The 24,046-nt window shown below is 66.2% G+C and carries 24 protein-coding genes; 12 read left to right on the plus strand and 12 right to left on the minus strand.

Annotated elements, in window-relative coordinates:
- Nucleotides 1–103 precede the first annotated feature (103 nt).
- From WKW82_RS16990 to WKW82_RS17005, 4 genes are all read left to right on the plus strand, one after another.
- Nucleotides 104–1,324, plus strand: a complete 1,221-nt coding sequence (locus WKW82_RS16990) for a CaiB/BaiF CoA transferase family protein (RefSeq protein ID WP_340343485.1) — start codon at nucleotides 104–106, stop codon at nucleotides 1,322–1,324.
- A complete protein-coding gene (locus tag WKW82_RS16995; RefSeq protein ID WP_340343486.1) occupies nucleotides 1,321–2,310 on the plus strand; it encodes a hydroxymethylglutaryl-CoA lyase in 990 nt (329 codons plus the stop codon). The genes WKW82_RS16990 and WKW82_RS16995 overlap by 4 nt, the downstream gene beginning before the upstream one ends.
- Nucleotides 2,311–2,340: 30 nt before the next feature.
- Nucleotides 2,341–3,330, plus strand: a complete 990-nt coding sequence (locus tag WKW82_RS17000) for a Bug family tripartite tricarboxylate transporter substrate binding protein (protein ID WP_340343487.1) — start codon at nucleotides 2,341–2,343, stop codon at nucleotides 3,328–3,330.
- A gap of 109 nt (nucleotides 3,331–3,439) precedes the next feature.
- Nucleotides 3,440–4,252 (plus strand): class I SAM-dependent methyltransferase, encoded by an 813-nt coding sequence (locus WKW82_RS17005; protein ID WP_340343488.1) that lies wholly within the window; start codon nucleotides 3,440–3,442, stop codon nucleotides 4,250–4,252.
- A gap of 67 nt (nucleotides 4,253–4,319) precedes the next feature.
- Here the strand turns inward: WKW82_RS17005 and WKW82_RS17010 are convergent, their stop codons facing one another.
- From WKW82_RS17010 to WKW82_RS17045, 8 genes are all read right to left on the minus strand, one after another.
- On the minus strand, nucleotides 4,320–5,021 hold the full coding sequence (locus tag WKW82_RS17010; RefSeq protein ID WP_340343489.1) for an SDR family oxidoreductase: 702 nt from the start codon (nucleotides 5,019–5,021) through the stop codon (nucleotides 4,320–4,322).
- A 24-nt stretch (nucleotides 5,022–5,045) separates the two neighbouring features.
- Nucleotides 5,046–5,417 carry a hypothetical protein gene (locus tag WKW82_RS17015; RefSeq protein ID WP_340343490.1) on the minus strand — a complete coding sequence of 124 codons (372 nt, stop codon included), beginning with the start codon at nucleotides 5,415–5,417 and terminating at the stop codon, nucleotides 5,046–5,048.
- An 83-nt stretch (nucleotides 5,418–5,500) separates the two neighbouring features.
- Nucleotides 5,501–6,952, minus strand: a complete 1,452-nt coding sequence (locus WKW82_RS17020; protein WP_340343491.1) for a flavin-containing monooxygenase — start codon at nucleotides 6,950–6,952, stop codon at nucleotides 5,501–5,503.
- Nucleotides 6,949–7,524 (minus strand): VOC family protein, encoded by a 576-nt coding sequence (locus tag WKW82_RS17025; protein ID WP_340343492.1) that lies wholly within the window; start codon nucleotides 7,522–7,524, stop codon nucleotides 6,949–6,951. Before WKW82_RS17025 ends, WKW82_RS17020 begins: the two co-directional genes overlap by 4 nt.
- Before the next feature lie 256 nt (nucleotides 7,525–7,780).
- Nucleotides 7,781–9,124, minus strand: coding sequence for an MFS transporter (locus WKW82_RS17030; protein ID WP_340343493.1), 1,344 nt, complete (start codon nucleotides 9,122–9,124; stop codon nucleotides 7,781–7,783).
- Nucleotides 9,125–9,165: 41 nt separating this feature from the next.
- Entirely contained in the window at nucleotides 9,166–9,480 is a 315-nt protein-coding gene (locus WKW82_RS17035; RefSeq protein ID WP_340343494.1) for a hypothetical protein, read from the minus strand.
- A gap of 126 nt (nucleotides 9,481–9,606) precedes the next feature.
- On the minus strand, nucleotides 9,607–10,548 hold the full coding sequence (panE, locus tag WKW82_RS17040) for a 2-dehydropantoate 2-reductase (RefSeq protein ID WP_340343495.1): 942 nt from the start codon (nucleotides 10,546–10,548) through the stop codon (nucleotides 9,607–9,609).
- A 166-nt stretch (nucleotides 10,549–10,714) separates the two neighbouring features.
- Nucleotides 10,715–11,362, minus strand: coding sequence for an FMN-dependent NADH-azoreductase (locus WKW82_RS17045; RefSeq protein WP_340343496.1), 648 nt, complete (start codon nucleotides 11,360–11,362; stop codon nucleotides 10,715–10,717).
- Between the two features lie 128 nt (nucleotides 11,363–11,490).
- Here WKW82_RS17045 and WKW82_RS17050 point away from each other — a divergent pair, with 128 nt between their 5' ends.
- From WKW82_RS17050 to WKW82_RS17080, 7 genes are all read left to right on the plus strand, one after another.
- Nucleotides 11,491–12,411 carry a LysR family transcriptional regulator gene (locus WKW82_RS17050; RefSeq protein WP_340343497.1) on the plus strand — a complete coding sequence of 307 codons (921 nt, stop codon included), beginning with the start codon at nucleotides 11,491–11,493 and terminating at the stop codon, nucleotides 12,409–12,411.
- A 177-nt stretch (nucleotides 12,412–12,588) separates the two neighbouring features.
- On the plus strand, nucleotides 12,589–13,164 hold the full coding sequence (locus WKW82_RS17055) for an RBBP9/YdeN family alpha/beta hydrolase (RefSeq protein ID WP_340343498.1): 576 nt from the start codon (nucleotides 12,589–12,591) through the stop codon (nucleotides 13,162–13,164).
- On the plus strand, nucleotides 13,161–14,174 hold the full coding sequence (locus tag WKW82_RS17060) for a sulfate ABC transporter substrate-binding protein (RefSeq protein WP_340343499.1): 1,014 nt from the start codon (nucleotides 13,161–13,163) through the stop codon (nucleotides 14,172–14,174). Before WKW82_RS17055 ends, WKW82_RS17060 begins: the two co-directional genes overlap by 4 nt.
- 88 nt (nucleotides 14,175–14,262) lie before the next feature.
- Nucleotides 14,263–15,159: a sulfate ABC transporter permease subunit CysT gene (gene cysT, locus WKW82_RS17065; protein ID WP_340343500.1), complete on the plus strand. Its 897-nt coding sequence runs from the start codon at nucleotides 14,263–14,265 to the stop codon at nucleotides 15,157–15,159.
- A complete protein-coding gene (gene cysW / locus WKW82_RS17070; RefSeq protein ID WP_340343501.1) occupies nucleotides 15,156–16,049 on the plus strand; it encodes a sulfate ABC transporter permease subunit CysW in 894 nt (297 codons plus the stop codon). The genes cysT and cysW overlap by 4 nt, the downstream gene beginning before the upstream one ends.
- Before the next feature lie 60 nt (nucleotides 16,050–16,109).
- Nucleotides 16,110–17,204, plus strand: coding sequence for a sulfate/molybdate ABC transporter ATP-binding protein (locus tag WKW82_RS17075; RefSeq protein ID WP_340343502.1), 1,095 nt, complete (start codon nucleotides 16,110–16,112; stop codon nucleotides 17,202–17,204).
- Nucleotides 17,201–17,725, plus strand: a complete 525-nt coding sequence (locus WKW82_RS17080) for a disulfide bond formation protein B (RefSeq protein ID WP_340343503.1) — start codon at nucleotides 17,201–17,203, stop codon at nucleotides 17,723–17,725. The genes WKW82_RS17075 and WKW82_RS17080 overlap by 4 nt, the downstream gene beginning before the upstream one ends.
- Here the strand turns inward: WKW82_RS17080 and WKW82_RS17085 are convergent.
- From WKW82_RS17085 to WKW82_RS17100, 4 genes are all read right to left on the minus strand, one after another.
- Nucleotides 17,710–18,120, minus strand: coding sequence for a hypothetical protein (locus tag WKW82_RS17085; RefSeq protein WP_340343504.1), 411 nt, complete (start codon nucleotides 18,118–18,120; stop codon nucleotides 17,710–17,712). The two genes, WKW82_RS17080 and WKW82_RS17085, sit on opposite strands and share 16 nt — an antisense overlap.
- 24 nt (nucleotides 18,121–18,144) lie before the next feature.
- Complete coding sequence (locus WKW82_RS17090) at nucleotides 18,145–18,417, minus strand: MFS transporter (protein ID WP_340343505.1); 273 nt, start codon at nucleotides 18,415–18,417, stop codon at nucleotides 18,145–18,147.
- Between the two features lie 154 nt (nucleotides 18,418–18,571).
- Nucleotides 18,572–19,264, minus strand: coding sequence for a P-loop NTPase family protein (locus WKW82_RS17095; RefSeq protein ID WP_340343506.1), 693 nt, complete (start codon nucleotides 19,262–19,264; stop codon nucleotides 18,572–18,574).
- Between the two features lie 299 nt (nucleotides 19,265–19,563).
- The gene (locus tag WKW82_RS17100) at nucleotides 19,564–20,232 is read right to left on the minus strand and encodes a hypothetical protein (protein ID WP_340343507.1); all 669 of its coding nucleotides are present in this window, start codon (nucleotides 20,230–20,232) and stop codon (nucleotides 19,564–19,566) included.
- A gap of 227 nt (nucleotides 20,233–20,459) precedes the next feature.
- Here WKW82_RS17100 and smc point away from each other — a divergent pair, with 227 nt between their 5' ends.
- Nucleotides 20,460–23,975 carry a chromosome segregation protein SMC gene (gene smc / locus WKW82_RS17105; protein ID WP_340343508.1) on the plus strand — a complete coding sequence of 1,172 codons (3,516 nt, stop codon included), beginning with the start codon at nucleotides 20,460–20,462 and terminating at the stop codon, nucleotides 23,973–23,975.
- Nucleotides 23,976–24,046 lie beyond the last annotated feature (71 nt).

Genomic DNA, 24,046 nt, shown 5'->3' on the forward strand with positions numbered 1-24,046 from the left:
ATCCGCGGCAAGGGTTTTCCAGCACGCGCTTTCGCGAATCGAGAAAGCTCAGCTCGCCACTGCGTCATTCCCCGCAAAGCCCCGTTTCTGAACAATCCAGATCATGAACACAACGACTGAGACAACCACCCCGCCACGCGGCGCCCTGCAAGGCGTGCGCGTCATCGAAATGGGCCAACTGATCGCCGGCCCCTTCGCCGGCAAGACGCTCGGCGAATTCGGCGCTGACGTGATCAAGATCGAGGCTCCGGGCGCAGGCGATCCGCTGCGCAACTGGCGCCTGATCCAGGAGGGCACGTCGGTCTGGTGGCAGGTGCAATCGCGCAACAAGCGCTCGATCGCGCTGGACCTGCGCAGCACCGAAGGCCAGGAGATCGCGCGCCAACTGATCGCCGAGGCCGACGTGCTGATCGAGAACTTCCGCCCCGGCACGCTGGAAGGCTGGGGCATGGGCTACGAGGTGCTGTCCAAGCTCAACCCCGGCCTGGTGATGCTGCGCATCTCGGGCTACGGCCAGACCGGCCCGTACCGCGACCTGCCCGGCTTCGGCGCGATCGGCGAGGCGATGGGCGGCCTGCGGCACCTGACCGGCGAGCCCGGCCGCGTGCCGGTGCGCTGCGGCATCTCGATCGGCGACACGCTGGCCGCACTGCACGGCACCATCGGCATCCTCACGGCGCTGTACCACCGCAAGGTCAACGGCGGCCAGGGCCAGGTGATCGACGTGGCGCTGCACGAGGCGGTGTTCAACGTGATGGAAAGTCTGGTGCCCGAATACAGCGCCTTCGGTGCGGTGCGCGAGGCGGCCGGCAGTGCGCTGCCGGGCATCGCACCCTCCAATGCGTATCGCTGCACCGACGGCTATGTGCTCATCGCCGGCAATGGCGACAGCATCTTCAAGCGGCTGATGCAGACCATCGGGCGCAATGACCTGGGTGAGGACGAGGGCCTGGCGAGCAATGCGGGCCGCGTGGCCCGCGTCGCGGAACTGGACGTCGCCATCGAGGCCTGGACGCAGGGCCGCGCCATGGCCGAGGTGCTCGACATTCTCGGCCAGGCCAAGGTGCCCGCCGGCAAGGTCTACACCGCGAAGGACATCCACGAAGACCCGCACTACCGGGCGCGCGACATGATCCTGCAGCAGACCACGCGTGACGGCCATGTCGTCGACGTGCCCGGCGTGGTGCCCAAGCTGCTCGGCACGCCGGGCACGGTGAGAAGTTCAGCGCCAAGCCTCGGCGACGACACCGATGCGGTGCTCGGTGAACTCGGTTTTTCAACACAGGACATCGTCGCGCTGCGCGACAGGAAGGTGGTCGCATGAACACGAATGACACGCCCTGGAATGGCGCCGGCCGGCGCATCCACATGCAGGAAGTCGGCACACGCGACGGCCTGCAGGTCGAGGAGGCTTTCGTTCCGACGGAAGAGAAGATCGCGCTGGTCAATGCGCTCTCGCAAGCCGGCATGGCCAAGATCGAGGTCACGGCCTTCGTCTCGCCCAAGGCGATCCCGGCCCTGCGCGATGCCGAGGTAGTGCTGCGCGAGATCGATCGCAAGCCCGGCGTGGTCTACAGCGCGCTGGTGCCGAATGTGCGCGGTGCCGAACGCGCCATCGACGCCCGCGCCGACGAACTGAACCTGGTGATGTCGGCCAGCGAAAGCCACAATTTGGCCAACCTGCGCATGACGCGCGAACAGTCCTTCGCGGCGTTGTCGGAAGTGAATGCGCTGGCGCGGCAGGCGGGGCGGGCGGTCAATGTCTCGCTGTCCTGCGTCTTCGGTTGCCCGATGGAAGGCGATGTGCCGGTGGCCACCGTGCTCGACTGGTGCGCCCGCTTCGTCGACGACCTCGGTGCACGCGGCGTGACCTTGTGCGACACCACCGGCATGGCGTATCCGGGGCAGGTCGCGGCGCTCACTGCGGCGTTCCGCGCTCGTTGGCCGAGTACCGAAGTCACGCTCCACTTCCACAACACGCGCGGCATGGGCCTGGCCAACGTGCTGGCGGCGATCAGTGCCGGCGCGGACCGCTTCGACGCCTCGCTCGGCGGCATCGGCGGCTGCCCTTATGCGCCCGGCGCCACGGGCAATGTCTGCAGCGAGGAGATCGTGCACGCGCTCGCACTGATGGGCTATGACACCGGCGTCGACCTGGGGCGCCTGATCGCCGCATCGAAGCGCCTGCCCGCGCTCATCGGCCATGACATCCCCAGCCAGATCGTCAAGGCCGGCCGCCGGCTCGACCTGCATCCGGTGCCTGCCGACTTTCCCGCCATTCGAGAGCGCGCCCTTGCACGGGCCGCCTGAGATTTCCAATATTCATCGAGAGAGACAACCATGACATCCACCAACGTCCGCCGCGCCGTCGCGCTGCTCATCGCTTCCTGCAGCCTCTCCGCCACCACCCTGGCCCTCGCCGAGGACGCGCCATACCCGAGCCGCCCGATCACGCTCGTCGTGCCGACAGCACCCGGCGGCACCACCGACATCTCCGCGCGCATGCTCGCCGACCCGCTGGGCAAGGCGCTGGGCCAATCCGTCATCGTCGACAACAAGGGCGGCGGCAACGGTGCGATCGCAGCGCTCGCCGTGAAGCGCGCCGATCCGAATGGCTACACCTTGCTGATGCAGTACTCGGGCTACCACGTCATCACGCCGCATGTGAGCCAGCAGAAGCCGCAATGGACCGCCGAGGACTTCCGCCCGGTCGCCAACGTCCTGAGCGCGCCACAGGTCATCGTGGTGCGCGAGGGCGTGCCGGCGAAGAACCTGGCCGAGCTGATCGCCTATGCCAAGGCCAACCCGGGCAAGCTGACCTATGCGTCCTCCGGCAACGGCTCGCTGCAGCATGTGACCGGCGCCATGCTGGAGCAACAGGCGGGCATCCAGCTCACCCATGTGCCTTACAAGGGCACCGGCCCGGCGCTGACCGACCTGCTGGGCGGCCAGGTCGACATGACCTTCGGCACGCCGCCACCCTTCATGCAGCACATCCAGGGCGGCAAGCTGCGCGCGCTGGCCGTCACCGGCAAGACGCGGCTGCCTTCGCTGCCCAACGTGCCGACGGCCGCGGAAGCCGGCATGCCCAAGCTCGATGCCACGTCCTGGTTCGCGGTGTTCGCACCGGTCAAGACGCCGCAAGCCATCGTCGACCGCCTGAGCGGCGAGATCGCGAAGATCACGGCCACACCGGCGTTCCAGCAGAAGGCCGCGGAGCAGGGCGCGACAGCCGACTACATGGACCCGAAGAAGCTCGCGGACTTCAGCAAGGCGGAACTGGTGCGCTGGGGGCAGGTCGTCAAGGCGTCCAGGATCGAGGCGGATTGAGGGCTTCCTGACAAGCCCCGAGAGCGCGCGAGGGACCCGGGTATGGCGCACTTCGAAGGCTTGCGCTACCCTGCCGAAGGGAGGCGGCCTTCAACCTCTGGAGGGTCCCATGGCTGAGAGCGACAAGGTGTTCGCGGGCTCGATTCCGAAGTTCTACGACACATTGATGGTCCCGCTGATCTTCCAAGCCTATGCCGACGACATGGCGGCGCGCGTCGCCGCCTTCTCGCCCAAGTCGGTGCTTGAAACGGCAGCCGGCAGCGGCGTGGTCACGCGGGCGCTGGCGCCACGGCTCGGGGCCGACGCGCGCTACGTGGTCACCGATCTCAACCAGCCCATGCTCGACTACGCGGCCGGCCGGCAGGGCGCCGACAGCCGCATCCAGTGGCAACAGGCGGACGCGCTGCACCTGCCGTTCGAGAATGCCTCCTTCGACGTCGTTTGCTGCCAGTTCGGCGCGATGTTCTTCCCGGACCGCGTGGCCGGCTATGCCGAGGCGCGCCGCGTGTTGAAGCCGGGCGGACGCTTCGTCTTCAACGTGTGGGACCGCATCGAGGAGAACGCCTTTGCCGACGAGGTCACCCAAGCCGTCGCCGTGGTGTTCCCGCAAGACCCGCCGAGATTCCTCGCCCGGACGCCACACGGCTATCACGACACCGCGGTGATCCGCAGGGACTTGAGCCAAGCGGGGTTCAGCGACATCAAGATCGAGACACGCGCAGAGGTGAGTCGCGCACCCTCAGCACGAGATGTCGCCACCGCATATTGCCAGGGAACGCCGCTACGCAACGAGATCGAGTCGCGGGACGCGGGCTTTCTTCAACTCGCCACGGACCGCTCAGCGCAGATGATTGCCAGCCGCCATGGGGAGGGCTCGGTGGAAGGCAGGATCCAGGCGCATGTGATCGTGGCGGCGGGGTAGGGCGGTATCAGCGCAACGAACGTTGCCAGTTCGGGCGCACTGTTCTCGAACTGCCGGCTCCGCGCACCTACAGCGACCGCATCAAGCCACCATCGACCCGAATGCTCTGTCCCGTGATGTACGCGGCTTCCTCCGAGGCAAGGAAGGCAATGGTTGCAGCGACCTCCTCGCTGGTGCCATAGCGCTGCATCGGCACGCTCTCGCGCCGGTCGTCCTTCTGCGGCAGGCTGTCGATCCAGCCCGGCAGCACGTTGTTCATGCGTACATTACTGGCCGCGTACTGGTCCGCGAAGAGCTTGGTGAAAGCAGCCAGCCCCGCCCTGAAGACGGCCGATGTCGGAAACATCGCGCTCGGCTCCAGCACCCATGCCGACGAAATGTTGATGATGGCGCCGCTCTTCTGCTTCTCCATCACGGGCGTGACCAGGCGCGTCGCACGGATCACGTTGAGCAGGTAGAAGTCCATGCCCGTGTGCCACTGCTCGTCGGTCAGCACCAGTACCGGCCCTTTCGGCCCATGGCCGGCGCCGTTCACGAGCACGTCGATGCGCCCCCAGCGCGCCAGCGCCAGGTCGACCAGTCGGCGCAAGTCGTCGTTCGACTGGTTCGACCCGGTGACGCCGATCCCGCCCAGTTCCTTGCCGAGCGCTTCACCCTTGCCGGATGACGACATCACGGCCACCGCGAATCCCTTTTCCGCCAGCTTGCGCGCGGCTGCCGCACCCATGCCGCTTCCGCCTCCCACCACCACAGCAACTTTTTCCGACATCGATTTCTTCCCAAAAAAACAAACTCAAACGACCAGCGCAGGGTCGACCAAGCGGACGCGATGGTCCACGTAGTAACCACCGTACTCCGTGTACCGAAGGAACACGCTGCGGCACCGGCCGCACACATACACGTCGCTGCGATTTGCTGGAAACCAGGCGACGGCAATGGGTGCGTCGGCCGATCCGTACCGTGTCCCGTCCGGATGAAACTCCTCGAACGTGGGCTCGTCGACATCCGGTGGCCGCAGCGCTCCGACCTTCTCGATCCCTGCGGGCCAGCGATCGTCCGTGATGCTTTCCCAGGACGGTTGCTGCAGGGCCGTGCAGTGGCAACCGAGGGCCGTGGCCTCGACGCGCCGTGCGCTCAGTTCACGCAATTGCGTGGCATCGATCATGGCGTCATGGCTCCGTCCGAATCAAAGGAGCGCCGATTGTGCCGTGCCACCGGCATCTCGTTTGCGTGTGCGGTCGGCGAAGCTCAGCTGAAACGCAACACCCCGTCCGCCACCTTGCCGAAGCGCATCGCCACCAGGTCGCTCAGGTAGTTCTGGTTCAGCTTCCAGGGCTTGGTCGTGCCCTGCTTGGGCAACTGGTCGGCGGCACGCTGGAAGTAGCCGGACGAGAAGTCGACCCAGGGTTGCAACGGCGTATCGGGCCCGAGCTCCGGCACCAGGCACTGCCGCGCGCCGGTCTTGCGCATGTGGTTGAGCAACCGGCAGACGTACTGCGCCGTCAGGTCGGCCTTCAGCGTCCACGAGGCATTGGTGTAGCCGAAGGTGTTGGCCAGGTTCGGCACGCCGGTGTACATCAAGCCCTTGTAGTTGACCGTGCGCGCCGGCTCCACGCGCTGCCCGTCGACGTAGACAGCGGCCTTGCCCAGCATCGAAAGGTTCAGCCCGGTGGCGCTGACGATGATGTCGGCGTCCAGCGTCGCGCCGGATTTCAACTTCAAACCCGTCTCCGTGAACGACTCGATCTGGTCGGTGACAACGGAAGCACTGCCCGTGTTCAGCGCCTGGAAGAAGTCGCCATCGGGCACCAGGCACAGGCGCTGCTCCCACGGGTTGTAGCGCGGCGTGAAGTGCGTGGCGATGTCGGCCTTGGGGCCGAGTGCCTGTCGCACCCCGGCGAGCAACAGTTGGCTTACGCGTTGCGGGCTGCGCCTGCAAAGCCGGAAGAAGTACATGCTCAGGAGCACGTTCTTCCATCGCGTCAGCTTGAGCGCCATCTTCAGGGGCAGGCCGCGGCGCAAGGTGGTGTTGATCGGGTCGACCGAAGGCCGAGCCGCCATCCATGTCGGCGAGCGCTGCAGCATGGTCACGTGCCCGGCCGTCTCGGCGAGGGCCGGCACCAGCGTCACGGCGGTCGCACCGCTGCCGATCACGACGATCTTCTTGCCGGCGTAGTCCAGGTCCTCGGGCCACTTCTGCGGATGGACCATGCGGCCGCCGAAGCGATCGAGGCCGGGGTATTCGGGCTGGTAGCCGCTGGCGTAGTCGTAGTAGCCGCTGCACATGAACAGGAAGCCGCAGCGCATGCTGACCGTGCTGCCATCGCTCTCTCGCAGCATCTGCACCGTCCATTGCGCGTCCTGCGCCGACCAGTCGGCGCGCACCACCTTGTGGCCGAAGCGGATCTTGCGGTCGATGCCGTTGTCGCGCGCCGTCTCGCGCAGGTAGTGGAGGATGGTCGGCCCCGCGGCGATGGCCTTCGGGTCGGTCCACGGGCGGAAGGAGTAACCCAGCGTGTGCATGTCGGAGTCGGAGCGCACGCCGGGATAGCGGAACAGGTCCCAGGTACCGCCGAGGTCGTTGCGCGCCTCGACGATGGCGTAGCTGCGATCCGGGCAGAGCGTCTGCAGGTGGTAGCCCGCGCCGATGCCGGACAGCCCCGCGCCCACCACCAGCACGTCGACGAATTCCTCGGTCATGCGGCCGAACCCCGCACTGGCGACACCGGCATGTGTTGTGTACGCGGCAGGAAAGCGGTCAGGGGCGTGCCCTCGCGTTGACGGGCCAGCCACTCTTCCGGATCGAACTCGACGCCGATCGGGTTGGCCGCGAAGTGCGGGCCTTCCATGAAGGCATTGGCATCGTCGTTGTTGTCATAGCAGTCGACCTGGAACTCCATCTGGTTGCCGTCCGGGTCGCCGTAGTACATGGACACCGTCACGCCGTGGTGGATGCACCAGTAGGGCAGGATGCCCTGCGCCTTCAGTTGAACGTAGTTCTCGAACAGGTCGTCGATGGACTGGTAGGTGTAGGCGACGTGGTCCACGCCGATGATGCCCGCGCGGTTGGTTTCCGTGCCCTCGGGCTGCAGCACCGCGAGGTTGATGAACGCGAAGCGGTGATGCTCATCGTCATAGGTCAGGAAGGCGATCGCCGGGTTCTTGTGCTGGACATGGGCATCGAACACCTTGGCATACCAGTCGAGCATGGCTTCGAACCGGCGCGTGCGATAGACGACGTGGACGAACTTCTGCGGGCGGATACGCGGCATGTTTTCTCCTGTGACGTGGGGCTGGGGAGCGATGATCCTTTCACACGCGCGCCGCGAAGGCGAGAGGGATATCGCGCGGTTTGGGAGGCTCTGCTCAAGTCCCCCGCGGATCGCGCATCCTCTGCTTGGGCGGTCTGCGGCGTTGCAAATCCTCGCCATAGCTGGCTATGGCTGTGGTTTGCGCCTTGCATCCCATCCCAAGCCGAGGCGCGCGCCCTCGCGGAGGACTTGAGCAGAGCCTCCTTGTCATCAAGCGTCAGCCGCCGGCCTTGCTCCCTCGCCCCTCCTGGGAGAGGGCTGGGGTGAGGGGCAGCCCCCGGGCCAGCCGAACCATGGACTTCTGCGGGTGCACCCACAGCAATCCGATCAAGCCACCGACCGCCAGCAGCACACCACTCAGCGCAAAGCCGTGCTCATAGCCCGAGGCGATGTCGCCACTGGTGCTCTGGATCAGGCTGCCGGTCACCACCGGTGACAGCACACCCGCGATGGACGCGATCGAGTTCAGGATCGCCAGCATCGCACCGCGCTGGGCATCGGGCGTCACCGAACCGACCATCGCCGGCGCCAGCGAGAACATCACGCCGGTGATGCCGCCGCCGGCCGAGAGCAGGATGACCTTGACCATCACCGGCATCGGCACCAGCACGACGGCCACGATCATCAAGCCGCCCACGATCAGCGCCACGCCCGACAGCACCGCGCGGCCCTTGCGCGCCGTCACGCCACGCGCCATCAGGCGCTGCGACCACCACGAGAGGCCCAGGCTGCACACCATGTTGACCAGCGTCAGCATCGCGAACAACCGCCCGGCCGTGAGGCCGTCAAAACCCAGGCCCTTCTGCAGGTAGGCCGGGAACCAGGTCAGCGTCAGCGCCAGCCCCCAATAAGCCATGAAGTTCATGGCCAGCACGCCGATGACGGTGGGGTCGCCCAGCAGCATGCGATAGGGCAGTCGGCGGGCCGCTCCGGCCGTGGTGGTCGCGCCGCCAGCGGTCGAGGCATCGTCCACCACGCGGCCTTCGGCGCCAAAGACCAGCCACACCATCACCCACACGCCGCCCGCAATAGCCATCACGAGGAAGCTGGCACGCCAGCCCCAATGCACCGTGATCAGCGGAATCAGCACGCCCGCCATCAGCACGCCGACCGCCGCACCCTGGTTGACCACTGACACCGGCAGCGCCCGCTTGCTGTCCGGGAACCACTTGTAGCAGGCGTGATAGGCCACAGGCGCAGCCGGCCCTTCACCGATGCCCAGCAGCACCCGTGACAGCACCAGCATCGCGATCGATGACGACAGGATGATCGGCAACTGCGCGACGCTCCAGGTCGCGCCCATCACCAACAGCATCCACTTCGCGCTGACCCGGTTGGCGATGAAGCCGCCGATCACGCCCGAGGCGGAGAAGAGCCAGAAGAAGCTGCCTGCGATCCAGCCGAATTCGGTGGGCGACAAGTTCAGCTCGGCCATCATCGGCACCGCGACCAGCCCGATCACGACCTTGTCGATGAAGTTGATCAGCATGAACAGTGCGAGCAGCACCGTGATGAACCAGGCCCGGGCGGGCTGGTAGTAGTCGTTGTGGTTGGCGGGCATCGGCTGCATTGTGGCGGCGCCGGCGCTTGCGTGGATGAGTGCTACTTCGGAGGCTCGCCCTGGCCGTCGGTCGGACCGACGACCTTCGGGCTGCTGCTGGACGTGCCTTGTTCCTGGGTCTTGTCGACGTCCTTGGGTGCGTTGTCCGCGGGCGCAGCCACAGGAGGCGCCACGCTCGATTGCGGGCGCAATTCGGCGGGTGTCGGCGCCGCGGCCGAAGGTGCCAGCGTGGCGGACGGCGCAGGCGGCGTCGACGGCTTGCGATCGCATGCGGCCAGGCCGAGCAACGCGGTCGACAGAAGCAGCAGCGCGAGGGGATGGCGCTGCGTGTTCGTCTTCAGTGCTTGTGTGTTCATGGTGGTCTCCCGGATGCAGAAGACACCATTCTTTCGACTCAGGCGCTGCGGCCTTGTAGTCCGGCTGCGCCGATGTTCGCCAGCAGGTGCAGCGGCGTGAAGCGCCCGCTCACCCATCGCCGGGCATCATGCGGCCCGCGCAGCTTCCTCGCGCGTACGACGGGCCTCGTAGGTCTTCAGGTGGGCGTACGCAATGCGCAGCATCGAGCGTTCGGTCTCGGCCTGCGTGCCGCGGCTGAGCAGGTCGCCGAGGATGTGGTCGGCTTCGGTCGGCGCGCCGCGCTCGATGTCCTTGAGCATCGACGCGGTGATCGGCGAGCCCGCGGCGCTGACCATGGCGCGACCGCGTTCCACCGCCGCCGCGCTCGGCGCGAAGCCGTTGTGCGCGGCAATGGCGCGGCATTCCTCGAACAAGGCCTGCCCCAGGTCCGCCGCGCCCGCAGTCACGATGTCGCCGATGCTCGAACGCATCAGCGTCGTGATGCCGGCCATCGACGAGATGAAGACCCACTTCTCCCACATCGCCTGCATGATGTTGTCGCTGGCGGTGCTGGTGAAATTGGCCGGCGCAAAGGCCGCCGCGATCGCATCGATGCGCGCCGAGCGCCCGCCGCCGAGTTCGCCGAAGGTCAGGCCGTGCATGTCGTTCAGGTGCAGCACGTTGCCGGCTTCGTCCAGTGCCGCCGAGATCAGGCACAGCCCGCCCAGCACGCGCTCGCGGCCGAAGTGTTCCGACAGCACGTCCAGGTGCTGCATGCCGTTGAGCAGCGGCAGCACCGCCGAGTCGGGCCCGACGGCTGCAGCGAACGAGTCGATGGTGTGCGCCAGGTCGTAGGCCTTGCAGGCAACGATGACCACGTCGAAGGGCTCGGCGATGTCGTCCGACAGCACATGCGGCGGGGAGGGGATGTGGGCATTGCCCGCGGGGCTCTTGATGCACAGCCCGTCAGCCGCCAGTTGCGCCGCGCGCCGTGGGCGCAGCAGGAAGGTCACGTCCTGCCCGGCCTGCAACAGCCGCCCGCCAAAGTACCCGCCGAGCGCGCCGGCGCCCACCACCAGGAATCTCATTTGCTTTGCTCCTCAGGCATTCGGTTGCCTGAAGGCGGTTTTAGTCGATTGGCGGAAACGGCGCAGACGTGTGAGGGCAATGACCAGTGAAGGATGCAGGCTGCGATTCGCAAGGAAAAAAAGCCTGCACGTTTCCGTGCAGGCTTCCTGTTCGAGCGCTTGGCGATCAGGCAGCGATAGCCGCCCGATCCTGATTGGCCGCGGCACCCACGGCGATCTGGATATCCGACCGCGCCGAAGCCAGCGCCGCATTCTTGGCCGCATCACCCATGCCCAGCCCCTCAGCCCGCACAAAGCGCACATCCGTAATCCCGAAGAACCCGAAGATCACCTTGAGGTAGCTTTCCTGGTGCTCCATCGACTGCCCGCCTTCGCTGGTCGAGTACATGCCGCCGCGGCTGGACGCCACGATCACGGTCTTCCCACCAGCCAGGCCGACCGGGCCCTTGTCGGTGTACTTGAAGGTCCGGCCGATCTGCGCAAGGCGGTCGATCCAGGCCTTCAGTTGCGTCGGGATGCTGAAGTTGTAGAACGGGGCGCCGATGACGATCACGTCCGAGGCGAGGAACTGGCTCACCAGGCGTTCCGACACGGCGTTCTCGAAGCGCTGGGCTTCGGTCGGTTCGGCTTGCACCCCGGTCTTGATGGCGATCGCGTCGGCGCTGAAGTGGTTGGGGGTGTCCACGGCCAGGTCGAGGTAGTCGACGGTGGCTTGCGGGTTGGCCTTGCGCCACTCGGCAACGATTTCGGCCGACAGCAGGCGGGAAACGGAATTCGCGCCCAGAACACTGGAATCAACGTGCAGCAGTTTCATGATCTATCGCTCTCTTTCAGTAAGTGAGCCGGCAAACGCGTCGGCATGGGGAGAAGTCTAAATTTGTGGCGATTGATTGATAAGTGGCTGAAAATGACTTACTTCGTTCCAAATTCAGGACAGTGAACATGCTAGACCTCAACGACATGGTCTATTTCGCCGAGGTGGCGGAGCGCGGCGGCTTTGCTGCGGCGGGGCGGGCGCTGGGGATTCCCAAGTCACGGCTGTCACGGCGGGTCGCGGAGCTGGAAGCGCAACTTGGCGTGCAACTCCTGCAGCGCAGCACCCGCAGCCTTTCATTGACGCCGGCCGGTGAGCTGTACCTGCGCCACTGCGCCGCCATGCGCGACGCGGCCCAAGCCGCCGGCGAGGCGGTGGCCCAGGTCCAGACCGAGCCGCGCGGCACCATCCGCATCAGTTGCCCGGTGACGCTCGCGCACAGCAGCCTCGGGCCCTTGCTGCCGGTCTTCATGAGCCGCTACCCGAAGGTGCGCGTGGAGATGATGGTGATCAACCGACCGGTCGACCCGGTGGAGGAGGGCGTCGACATCGCGCTGCGCGTGCGGCCGGCGATCGAGAACAGCGCGACGCTGGTGGCCAAGAACTTCGGCGTGAGCCGCGGCGTGCTCGTGGCCAGCGCGGACCTGGTGCGGCAGAAGGGGCCGATCGAGAAGCCCGGGGACCTGGCGCGCCTGGAGACCGTCGCGATGTCCGCCAGCGGAGATGGCCGGCAGAGCTGGCACTTCGAAGGCCCGGACGGTGCGACCTACGTGCATCACCATTCCCCGCGTTACGTGGCGGACGACTTGGCGACCCTGGTCTACGCGGTGGTGGGCGGCATCGGTGCATCGGTGCTGCCCGACTACATGTGCGCCCCCGAGATTCGCAGCGGCAAGCTGGTCGCGCTGCTGCCGGGCTGGGGCCCGCCGCCAGGCATCTGTCACGCGATGTTTCCAGCGCGCCGCGCGCTGGTGCCGGCGGTGCGCAAGCTAATCGACTTCCTGGCCGAAAACCTGGATGGCGCAGAGCCGCACCAGATCGTGATCTGAGGTCGTTCGGGCATTCGTCAGGCGCGACCCTTATGCGCTGGAGGCCATATTCTTACAAGCAGATATTCGTTTGTTATCTGAAGAAGGCCTCGGACAATCGCGGCTCGCCTTCCAACCCGAACCCATGACTGCTCCATCCGCCGGCGCCATCTCCGCCGATTTCCCGACTGCTGCCCCGTGACGACGAGACTCATCATCGTCCCCGGCTGGCGCGATTCCGGCCCCGGCCACTGGCAGAGCCTGTGGGCGGAGCAATTGCAGGGCGCCGAGCGCGTGACGCAGGACGACTGGGTGGCGCCCACGCGCGCCGCATGGGTCGGCAACCTCGAGAAGCTCATCCTTTCCCGGCCGGAACCGGTGGTGATCGCGGCGCACAGCCTCGGTTGCATCGCCGTGTCGCACCTGGGTCACGAAGCCTCCGAGCGCATTGCCGGTGCTTTGCTGGTTGCGCCCGCAGACCCCGAACGTCGCTCGGTTCTCCACGACTTTGCCCCGGTGCCTTACGCGCCGCTGCCCTACCGCAGCATCGTCGTCGCCAGCAGCAACGATCCTTTCTGCCCGGTCCGCCTGGCCGGCGCCTATGCCCGTGCCTGGGGCAGCGAATTCGTCCGCATGCAGAATGCGGGCCACATCAACATCGACTCCGGACATGGCGACTGGCCCCTGGGCCTTGCCTTGCTCCAGTCGCTGACCGACACGCCGGGCCAACGTCCGGCGCTGCGGGACTCCATTGCAACCTCGACCTCTCCATGACCTCTCCGATCAAGTCCTCCAAGTTCCTGCTCGCCAGCCTCGCGCTGTTCGCCAGCGTCGCCAGCTACGCCCAGAGCAATACGCTGCTCAACGCGTCGTATGACGTGGCCCGCGAGTTCTACAAGGACTACAACACCGCCTTCGTCGCCCACTACAAGAAGACCACCGGCAAGGACGTGAAGATCGACCAGTCGCACGGTGGCTCCAGCGCCCAGGCGCGCGCCGTGGCCGACGGCCTCGATGCCGACGTCGTGACCATGAACACCTCGACCGACGTCGAATTCCTCGCCGAAAAGGGCGTCGTCGCGAAGGACTGGGCCAAGAAATTCCCCGACAACGCATCGCCGACCACCTCCACCATGCTGATGCTGGTGCGCAACGGCAATCCCAAGGGCATCAAGGACTGGGATGACCTGGTCAAGCCCGGCGTGCAGGTCGTGATCGTCAACCCCAAGACCGGTGGCAATGGCCGCTACGCCTACCTCGCTGCCTGGGGCTACGTGAAGAAAAAGGGCGGCACCGACGCGCAGGCTGCCGAGTTCGTCGGCAAGCTGTTCAAGAACGTGCCGATCCTCGCGCGCGGCGGCCGTGACGCCACCACCGCCTTCCTGCAACGCAACATCGGCGATGCGCTGATCACGTTCGAATCCGAAGTCGTCTCGATCGACCGCGAATTCGGCGCCGGCAAGGTCGATGCGGTGTATCCGTCGATCAGCGTGCTGGCCGAGAACCCGGTCGCCGTGGTCGAGCGCACCACCGCCAAGAAGGGCACCGGCGAACTGGCCAAGGCCTATCTGGACTACCTGTACTCCGACGAGGCGCAGGAGATCGCGGCAAAGCATGCGCTGCGCCCGCGCTCCCAAGCCGTCCTGAAGAAGTACGCAGCGACCTTCAAGCCGGTGCAGTTGTTCACCGTGCAGGAACTCTTCGGCAGCCTGGGTGAAGCGCAGAAGGTGCACTTCAACGATGGCGGGCAGTTCGACAAGCTCTACGTGCCGGGCGCGAAGTAATGAGCGCCGCGCCGAACCGCTTCAAGCAAGCGAACGGCCCCCTCGGGGGGCAGCGAGGACGCGCAGCGCCGAGCGTGGGGGTCATGTAGTGAGCGCTGCTGCTTCCACGGCGCTCCCTTCTGCGGTAGCGCCGCTTTCGCTTGCCGGCGCTCCACGGGCGTCGCGCCGCGTGCTGCCCGGCTTCAATCTCACGCTGGGCTACACGGTGCTGTACCTGAGCCTGATCGTGTTGCTGCCGCTGTCGGCGTTGGTGTTCAAGACCTTCACGCTGACCTGGGAGCAGTTCTGGGCAGCGGTGAGCGCGCCGCGCGTGGTGCACTCGTACAAGCTGACCTTCGGCGCGTCGCTGATCGCGGCGCTGGTCAACCTGGTGTTCGGGCTGCTCGTGGCCTGGGTGCTGGTGCGCTACAAGTTTCCGGGCAAGCGGATCGTCGATGCACTGGTCGACTTGCCCTTTGCCTTGCCGACCGCCGTCGCCGGCATCTCGCTGACGGCGTTGCTGGCGGGCAATGGCTGGGTCGGCCAGTACCTGGAGCCGCACGGCATCAAGCTGGCGTTCACGCCGGCGGGCATCGTGATCGCGTTGATCTTCATCGGTTTGCCGTTCGTGGTGCGCACGGTGCAGCCGGTGCTGGAAGACACGGAGAAGGAACTTGAGGAAGCCGCGACCTCGCTCGGCGCGACGCGCTTCCAGACGTTTACCCGGGTGATCCTGCCGTCCATCACGCCGGCGTTGTTGACCGGCTTCGCGATGGCCTTCGCCCGCGCGATCGGTGAATACGGCTCGGTGATCTTCATCGCCGGCAACATGCCGATGGTCTCCGAGATCACGCCGCTCATCATCATCGGCAAGCTGGAGCAGTACGACTACGCGGGTGCTACGGCAGTCGCATTGATGATGCTCTTGTTCTCGTTCGTGCTGTTGCTGGTGATCAATGGGTTGCAGGCCTGGCAGCGTCGGCGCTCGACAGGGGCCATGGCATGAGCGCGCCGGCCAAAGTGATTCGCCGGGCCAACGCCGGGACGACAGAGTCGGCATGGGTGCGCTGGACGCTGATCACCATCGCGCTTGCCTTCATGCTGCTGTTCCTCGTGCTGCCGCTGGCGGCTGTGGCTGCGGAAGCACTGCGCAAGGGGGTCGGTGCGTACCTCGAAGCACTGCGCGAGCCCGATGCCTGGAGCGCCATCGAACTCACGTTGATCACGGCAGCGATCGCGGTGCCGATGAACCTCGTGTTCGGCGTTGCAGCGGCCTGGGCCATTGCCAAGTACGAGTTCAAGGGCAAGGCCTTCCTGACGACGCTGGTGGACCTGCCTTTCGCCGTGTCGCCGGTGGTTGCGGGCCTGATCTACGTGCTGGTGTTCGGCGCGCAGGGTTGGCTCGGGCCCTGGCTGTCGGAGCACAACATCAAGATCATCTTCGCCGTGCCGGGCATCGTGCTCGCGACCGTGTTCGTGACCTTCCCCTTCATCGCACGCGAACTGATCCCGCTGATGCAGGCACAGGGCAGCGACGAGGAACAGGCCGCCATCGTGCTCGGCGCAACCGGCTGGCAGACCTTCTGGCGCGTGACGCTGCCGAACATCAAGTGGGGCCTGCTGTACGGCGTCATCCTCTGCAATGCGCGGGCGATGGGCGAATTCGGCGCGGTGTCGGTGGTGTCGGGGCACATCCGCGGGCAGACCAACACGATTCCGCTGCACGTCGAGGTGCTCTACAACGAATACCAGTCGGTAGCGGCGTTTGCCTGCGCATCGCTGCTGGCGATCCTGGCGCTGGTCACGCTGGTCATCAAGTCGGTGATCGAGTGGCGGCATGAGCGGGAGATGAAGGCGATTGCGGAACTGCCGCCGGAGAGACCGACCGCTGCCTGAATGCAGCCCTCATCCCGACCCTCTCTCCGAGGAAACGGGAGGAAGACAGAGAGAAACACCATGAGCATTGAAATTCGAAACGTCAGCAAGCGCTTCGGCGATTTCCAGGCGCTGCGCGACGTCAACCTCGACATCGAGTCGGGCGAACTGGTCGCGCTGCTGGGCCCGTCGGGCTGCGGCAAGACCACGCTGCTGCGCATCATCGCGGGGCTGGAAACGGCCGACGCGGGCAACATCCTGTTCTCCGGCGAGGACACGACCGACGTGCACGTGCGCGAGCGCAACGTGGGCTTCGTGTTCCAGCACTACGCGCTGTTCCGCCACATGACGGTGTTCGAGAATGTGGCTTTCGGCCTGCGTGTCAAGCCGCGCAGCCAGCGTCCCGGCGAGGCCGCCATCAAGAAGAAGGTGATGGACCTGTTGAAGCTGGTGCAACTCGATTGGCTGGCAGACCGCTATCCGTCACAGCTGTCCGGCGGCCAGCGCCAGCGCATTGCCCTGGCGCGCGCGCTGGCGGTGGAGCCCAAGGTGCTGTTGCTCGACGAGCCCTTCGGCGCGCTCGATGCCAAGGTGCGCAAGGAACTGCGCCGCTGGCTGCGCCGCCTGCACGACGAACTGCACGTCACCTCGATCTTCGTCACGCACGACCAGGAAGAGGCGCTCGAAGTCGCCGACCGCGTGGTCGTCATCAACAAGGGGCAGATCGAGCAGGTCGGCTCGCCGCAGGAGGTCTGGGACCATCCGGCCAGCCCCTTCGTCTACGGCTTCCTCGGCGACGTGAACCTGTTCCACGGCCGCGCGCACGAGGGCGAGGTGCAGGTCGAAGGCATCCGCCTGCACGCGCCAGAGCACAGCACGGTCCAGGACAGCAAGGCGCTCGCCTATGTGCGCCCGCACGACCTCGAGATCACGCGCCACACCCCCGGCGCCAGCGGCATCATGGCGACGCTGACGCGCGCCATCGTCGTCGGCCCGATCGCGCGGCTGGAACTTGAGCCCACCGAATCGAATCCCGATAATCCGGGCACCGGAACCATCATCGAAGCGCAACTCCCTGCGCAACAGTTCCGGGACCTGGGCTTGAAGGAGGGCGACACCGTGGTCGCCCAGCCGCGCAAGGCCAGGGTGTTCGTAGAAGACTGGGTTTCTCCTTGATCGATTGGTTTTTTGGCGCACCGCGCCGCGCTTACGCACTCGTCTGCATCGCCTGCGTCGGCATGCTGGCTTTCGGCATGTACCTGCAACACGTGGTGGGCCTCGAGCCTTGCCCGATGTGCGTGGTGCAGCGCTACGCGTTGATGGGGGTCGGTTTGTTTGCGGCGATTGCAGCGCTGAGCAATCGCAGGGGCGTGCAGGTGCCGTTCGCGTTGCTGGCCTTGCTGTCGGCCATCGGCGGTGCCTTCACCGCCGCGCGCCAGACCTGGCTGCAATGGCATCCGCCGGAGTTCGTGAGCTGCGGTCGGGATATCTACGGGATGATCGAGAGCTTCCCGCTGCAACGTGCCTTGCCCATGATCTTCAAGGGCAGCGGCGATTGCTCGAAGGTCGACTGGACCTTCCTGGGGCTGTCGATCGCCAACTGGTCCTTCATCTCCTTCGTGGTGTTCGGCTTGCTGCTGATCGTGCTGATCGCGCGCAGCCTGGGCCGCTCTTCCTCGACCTACGCCGCGGCCTGAGCGCAGTTGGCTGGCCTTCTTCCAGCCAGCATGCACGAGATGGTCAGCCCCTGGACCAGCAGCACCGCCGAGAAATAGGCGTGCGCGCCCGGTCCGAGGGAGTGCGCATCCTCCGCGCCGCGGTCCAGCAAGAAGGCGAATGCAGCCGGCGCAAAGGCGTGCATCGCCTGTGAAAAAGCGCGCATCGGGCCACGACGCGTGCCACTTCGGACGTCGGAAACTCCGCCTGCGCGATCAGCGGCGGAAGCGATGTGGCATTGCCGATGCCCAAGCCAAAGAGCGCTGCGCCCATCACGATCAACAGCAGCTGCTGCGGCGCGGCCATGAGTCGCGTAGATCCCGGCCGCGCCGAGCGGCGCCCAGCCGGCCCCGGTGAGCAGTGCGGCGATGAACAACTCCCACGGCTGCGTCGCTGCGGCTCAGCCCATGACGCCGACTGCCAGCACGATGGCGCCGGCGGACGTGGCCACCGGGATACCCAGCCGACGATGAATGCGCGGCAGCCCCGCGACAACGCAGGCACCAAAGAGGAAACGCAATGTGACCGCCGCCGACACCAGCGACAGCGACCACCCCGTTCGCGAGACGACCGCGTGCAGAAAGATCTGTGGCCCGTAGAAGCCGATGCCCCAGCCCAGCACAGCCACCACGGACGCCGTGCGCACGACAGTCGGGCCGAAGAAATCGGGCACGGATGTCCCCGGAGACGAATGCATGAAGTCGGCTGGCGTCGCGCGGAATCAACCGCGGAGCCGCCATGCCAGTGACGGCACGCGCTTCACACTTCGATGCGGGGCGAAGTGTGGGCTACCGGTCCGACATGAGGACCGGTCGCAGTCGCAGCGCTTACAACGGCAACGTATCGAAAGCCGCGTAGGCCGTCGCCAGCCAGGTCTTGACGCGCTGGCGTTCCAGCAAGCCCAGCGCGGCCGGCCCGGTCTTGTCGTTCACGGCCTTCCAGAAGCTGGTGTTCTGCGCGTCGATCTTGCGCATGCTGGTTTCGTGCAGGCGCGGCAGCGCGATGACCTGCGCGCCGGCTGCCGTCGCCTTCGACAGTGATTGCGAGCCGAGCAGCATGCCGAAGTCGCTGCCGCGGCCGTAGTTCTGCACCACGATGTAGTTGGGCTGTGTGCCGAAGGTGTCGATCAGCGTGCCGAGCAGGTCGGTCGAATCGCGGCCGTCGTCCAGCACGTGCCAGAAGTTGACCGCCACGCCGAGTTCCTTGAACACGTCGAACAGGTCGGATTCCTTGATCCAGTTCGACAGCGGCGCCAGCGTCTGCGCAGCCAGGTCGACGATCACACTCTGCTGCGGATTGGCCTCGAAGCCATTCACGATGGTGTCGAGGCCTTCGAAGCTGTCGACCACCACCGGCGAGGCAAAGCCTTCATAGAAACGCGTGAAGGAGCCGTGCGAGCGGTCGGTGTCGAAGCCGACGAAAGGCCGGCTGCGATCGATGAAGTACTGCGCGAGCACCCGTGCCGTGACCGACTTGCCGACGCCGCCTTTTTCGCCGCCGATGAAATTGATGGAGCTCATGTAGTGGTGCCCAGGAAGATTGGTGTGTGTGGAGGGGGAGGAAAGTCGCGGGGCATTCTAGGGCGTGCAAAGGGCAAGCATCCATCGTGCCTGAGGTGCCTGGGAAACGTTGCGAATAGATATGAAGATTGCGTAGCGAGGGCGCCAGCCAGGAAGCCGGTTCGCGCAGCGGAGCCGCGCTCGCGTGCGGCGACAACGAAGTTGCGGCAGAGGCCAACAATTGCGCGAAGCGCTTGTTACGCCGGAGCCAACAGCGCAGGCCCGAGATCGGCGGCCGCAGCAGGAAGATCCGCGTCTTCTCAGGGTTTGACCATCGCGAGGAACGGCGTCAGGCTGCCGAGCACGAAGTTCTGCCCGAAATCCAGCGCCGCGCGGCGGTACTTCTCGTCGGCTTGCGCGGCCATCAGGTCCAAGCGTGCGACCACCTTCGACAACTCGCGGTCGGGCAGCAGGTTGCGGCCCCGGTCGCTGATCTCTGTGGCCAGCAGCAGCGGCTGGCCGTCCGGCCCGGTCTTGGACGTGATCAGCCACAGCGAGATCTCGACATTGCGCGCCGCGCGATAGCTGTTCTCGGCATTGACGCCGTCGATCATCGTCTGGTCCCAGGTGTTGCCGTTCGCCTCCTTGAGCATGCTGGCCCAGCCGACCGCCAAGGCGGCCACGCGGTCGCCCTGGTAGCCCTGCGGGCCGGTCTCGAAGGCCATGCGGATGGCGTCGATGCCCAGGGCGCCGCGCAACTCGGGCAACGTCGTGCCCTGCATGATCGTGTCCCAGGTGCGATTGATCGCATCCTCCGGACCCTTGGCCCACTTGCGCCACTCGCGCGGATTGCGCCGGTAGAGCGACAACTGCACCCGCTGGATCGACTGCAGGTTGTCGCGCAACGCCAGGTTGGCGATGCGATTGGCGCTCGATTGGATCAACTCGTTGTTGGCGTACGGCTGGGCCCGCTCGGTCGAATTGATCATGCTGTGGCAGCCCGCCAGGCCCAACGACGCGGCCGCGAGGCCCCACAGCGCGACCCAGCGAGGGAAGGGGACAGATCCGGCCGGCGAACAAGGCATATCACGCATCGCTCGCACGTTATCATCGTCGCCTTGCGAGGCAGCCGCCATGGCTGTGCTTTGCGCTTGATCGAACGCGTCTTGACGGCCTGCTCCGGCACGCCGGATCCATTCACACCTTCTGACTCGTCGTGCGCCTCAATTCCATCAAACTTTCAGGCTTCAAGTCGTTCGCCGAACCCACTAACTTCATGCTGCCCGGCCAACTGGTCGGCGTCGTGGGCCCCAATGGCTGCGGCAAGTCAAACATCATGGACGCCGTGCGTTGGGTGCTCGGCGAATCCCGCGCCTCGGAGCTGCGCGGCGAGTCGATGCAGGACGTCATCTTCAACGGCACGACCACCCGCAAACAGGCCAGCCGTTCCAGCGTGGAATTGGTGTTCGACAACGCCGACCACCGCGCCGGCGGCCAATGGGCGCAGTTCACCGAAATCGCGGTCAAGCGCGTGTTGACGCGCGACGGCACCTCCAGCTACTACATCAACAACCAGCCGGTGCGCCGGCGCGACGTGCAGGACGTGTTCCTCGGCACCGGCCTCGGCCCGCGCGCCTACGCCATCATCGGCCAGGGCACGATCAGCCGGATCATCGAATCGAAGCCCGAGGAACTGCGTCTCTTTCTCGAAGAAGCCGCCGGCGTCTCGAAGTACAAGGAGCGCCGTCGCGAGACCGAGAACCGGCTCGGCGACACGCGAGAAAACCTCACGCGCGTCGAAGATATCCTGCGCGAACTCAACGCCAACCTCGAGCGCCTCGAAAAGCAGGCCGAGGTGGCTGCGCGCTACAACGCGCTGAATGGCGACGCCACGCGCAAGCAGCACCAACTCTGGCTGCTCAAGCGCACCGAAAGCGAGGCCGACCAGGCCAAGGTCAAGGCCGAGGCCGAGCGGGCCATCAACGACCTCGAAAGCCGCACCGCCGACCTGCGCCATGTCGAGGCTGAACTGGAGACCGTGCGCCAGGCCCACTACGCCGCAGGCGACCACGTCAACCAGGCCCAGGGCAAGCTCTACGAGGCCAGTGCCGAAGTGGGTCGGCTCGAAGGCGAGATCCGCTTCGTGGTCGAAGGCCGTGCCCGCGTCGAGCAGCGCCTGGTGCAGTTGCGCGAGCAGATCGGGCAATGGGGCACGCGCCGGGAAGACGCCGCGGCCGAGATCGAGACGCTGGCCGGCCAAGGCGTCGATGCCGAAGAGCAGGCCATCCTGCTGGCCGCGCAACTCGAGGAACATGACGCGCGCTTGCCGGAGCTGGAAGAAGCGCAGCAACGCGCGCAGGACGAGGCCAACGCCCAGCGCAGCAGTGTGGTGCAGGTGCAGCAACAGATCCAGGTGCTGGCCGCCGACCAACGTAACATCGAAGAGCAGTCCCGGCAGTTGCAGCAACGCAGCGAGCGCCTGCGCAACGACCAGCGGTCGCTCAACGCGCCCGATGAAGCCCGGCTCGCGGACTTGCAGGAGCAGTTCGAAGCCGGCCAGGAAGCCGCCAGCGAAGCCGAAGGGCGGTTGCACGACCTGCAGGAGCAGGTGCCACAACTCGACGACGACCGCCGCACGCGCCAGCAGGCCGTCAACACCGAAGGCGGCCGCCTGACCGAGTTCTCCGCCCGCCTCGAAGCGCTCAAGGCGCTGCAGGAGAAAGTGAAGACAGACGGCAAGCTCGCGCCGTGGCTCGCGAAGCACGGTCTCGACCGATTGCAGGGCCTGTGGAGCCGCATCCACATCGAGCAGGGCTGGGAGAACGCGCTTGAATCGGCGCTGCGTGAACGCATGGGCGCGCTCGAAGTCAGTCGCCTCGACATGGTGCGCGCCTTCGGCAACGATGCGCCGCCGGCCAAGCTGGCTTTCTATAGCCCGCCAAGCGCAGGCGTCCCGGTCGCTCCGTCGGAATTGCCGCGCTTGTCCGACCTGCTGCGCCTGAACGACGCTGGCCTGCAGGCTTTGCTGGTCGACTGGCTGCACGACTGCTTCACCGCCGGGAACCTCGACGACGCTCTTGCGCAGCGCAGCCGCCTCAAGTCCGGCGAGGTCATCTACGTGAAGAGCGGCCATGCGGTGTCCGCACACGGCGTCAGCTTCTACGCGCAGGATTCCGAGCAGGCCGGCCTGTTGGCGCGCCAGCAGGAGATGGAAAACCTGGAGCGCCAGATCCGCGCCCAGACCCTGATTGCCGACGAAGCCCGTACCGCCCTGGTGCGTGCCGAGGCCGCGTACGGCGATGCCGCATCGCGCCTGGTCACGGCCCGCCGCGAAGCCGCCGAAACCCGGTCGCGCGCGCATGAACTCCAGGTCGAAACCCTGCGCCTGACCCAACTGGCCGAGCAGGCCCGCGCCCGCAGCCAGCAACTCGCCAGCGACCTGGGCGAAGTCGATGCGCAGCTCGAAGAACTGCAGGAACGCCGCATTGCTGCCGAAGCGCGATTCGAGGAACTGGACTTGCAACTGGCGGAGAGCCAGGAGCGCCACGCCCAGCTGGACGAGCGCGTGATCGAGGCCGCACGCCGGTTGACCGCCAGCCGCGAGCAACACCGCAGCCTGGAGCGTCAGGCCCAGGAAGCGACGTTCTCCCAGCGCACGCTGGAAGCGCGTCGCGGCGAGTTGAGCCGCGCCATCGAGACCGCCACCCAGCAATCGGTTGCGCTGGCACAGGAGCAGGAGCGCGCCCAGGGCGAACTGACCCGCCTCTCCGACGCGGCGGCGCAAGCCGGCCTGCAAGACGCGCTGGCCCTCAAGCTCGAACGCGAGTCCGCACTGGGCGCCCTGCGCAGCCAGTACGACGACCTCACGATCAAGCTGCGCGCCAGCGACGAACGCCGCCTCAAGCTCGAGCGCGAACTGGAGCCCCTGCGCAGCCGCATCACCGAATTCCAGCTCAAGGAGCAGGCCGCGCGCCTCGGCTTCGAGCAGTACGCGCAACTGCTCATCGACGCCCAAGCCGACATCGAAGCCGTCGCGCTGTCGATCGAGACCGAGAAGGTGCGCCTCACCGGCCTGCAGGGCGAAATCGACCGGCTGCATCGCGAAGTCGCGGCACTTGGCGCCGTGAACCTCGCGGCACTCGACGAACTCGCCATCGCCAGCGAACGCAAGACCTTCCTCGACGCACAGTCCGCCGACCTGAACGAGGCCATCGGCACGCTGGAAGACGCGATCCGCAAGATCGACGGCGAGACGCGCGAGCTGCTCGGCGGCACCTTCAAGATCGTCAACGAGCACTTCAGCCGCATGTTCCCCGAACTGTTCGGCGGCGGGACGGCACGCCTCATGATGACTGGGGACGAGATCCTCGACTCCGGCGTGCAGGTCATGGCCCAGCCGCCCGGCAAGAAGAACCAGACCATCCACTTGCTCTCGGGCGGCGAGAAGGCGCTCACCGCCATCGCGCTGGTATTCGCAATCTTCCAGCTCAACCCCGCACCTTTCTGTCTGCTCGACGAAGTTGACGCGCCCTTGGACGACGCCAACACCGAGCGCTATGCCAAACTAGTTACCGCCATGAGTCGCGAAACCCAATTCCTCTTCATCAGCCACAACAAGATCGCCATGGAAATGGCCGAACAACTCATCGGCGTGACGATGCAGGAGCAGGGCGTATCGCGCATCGTCGCGGTGGACATGGAGGCCGCGAAGTCGATGGCTGAAGCGGCATGAGCGCGGCGCCGGGCCGCCCCAAGCAAGCTCGCACCCCCTCGGGGGGCAGCGAGGACACGAAGTGCCGAGAT

The organism is Variovorax rhizosphaerae (genome assembly GCF_037889975.1).
Taxonomy (GTDB): domain Bacteria; phylum Pseudomonadota; class Gammaproteobacteria; order Burkholderiales; family Burkholderiaceae_C; genus Variovorax; species Variovorax rhizosphaerae.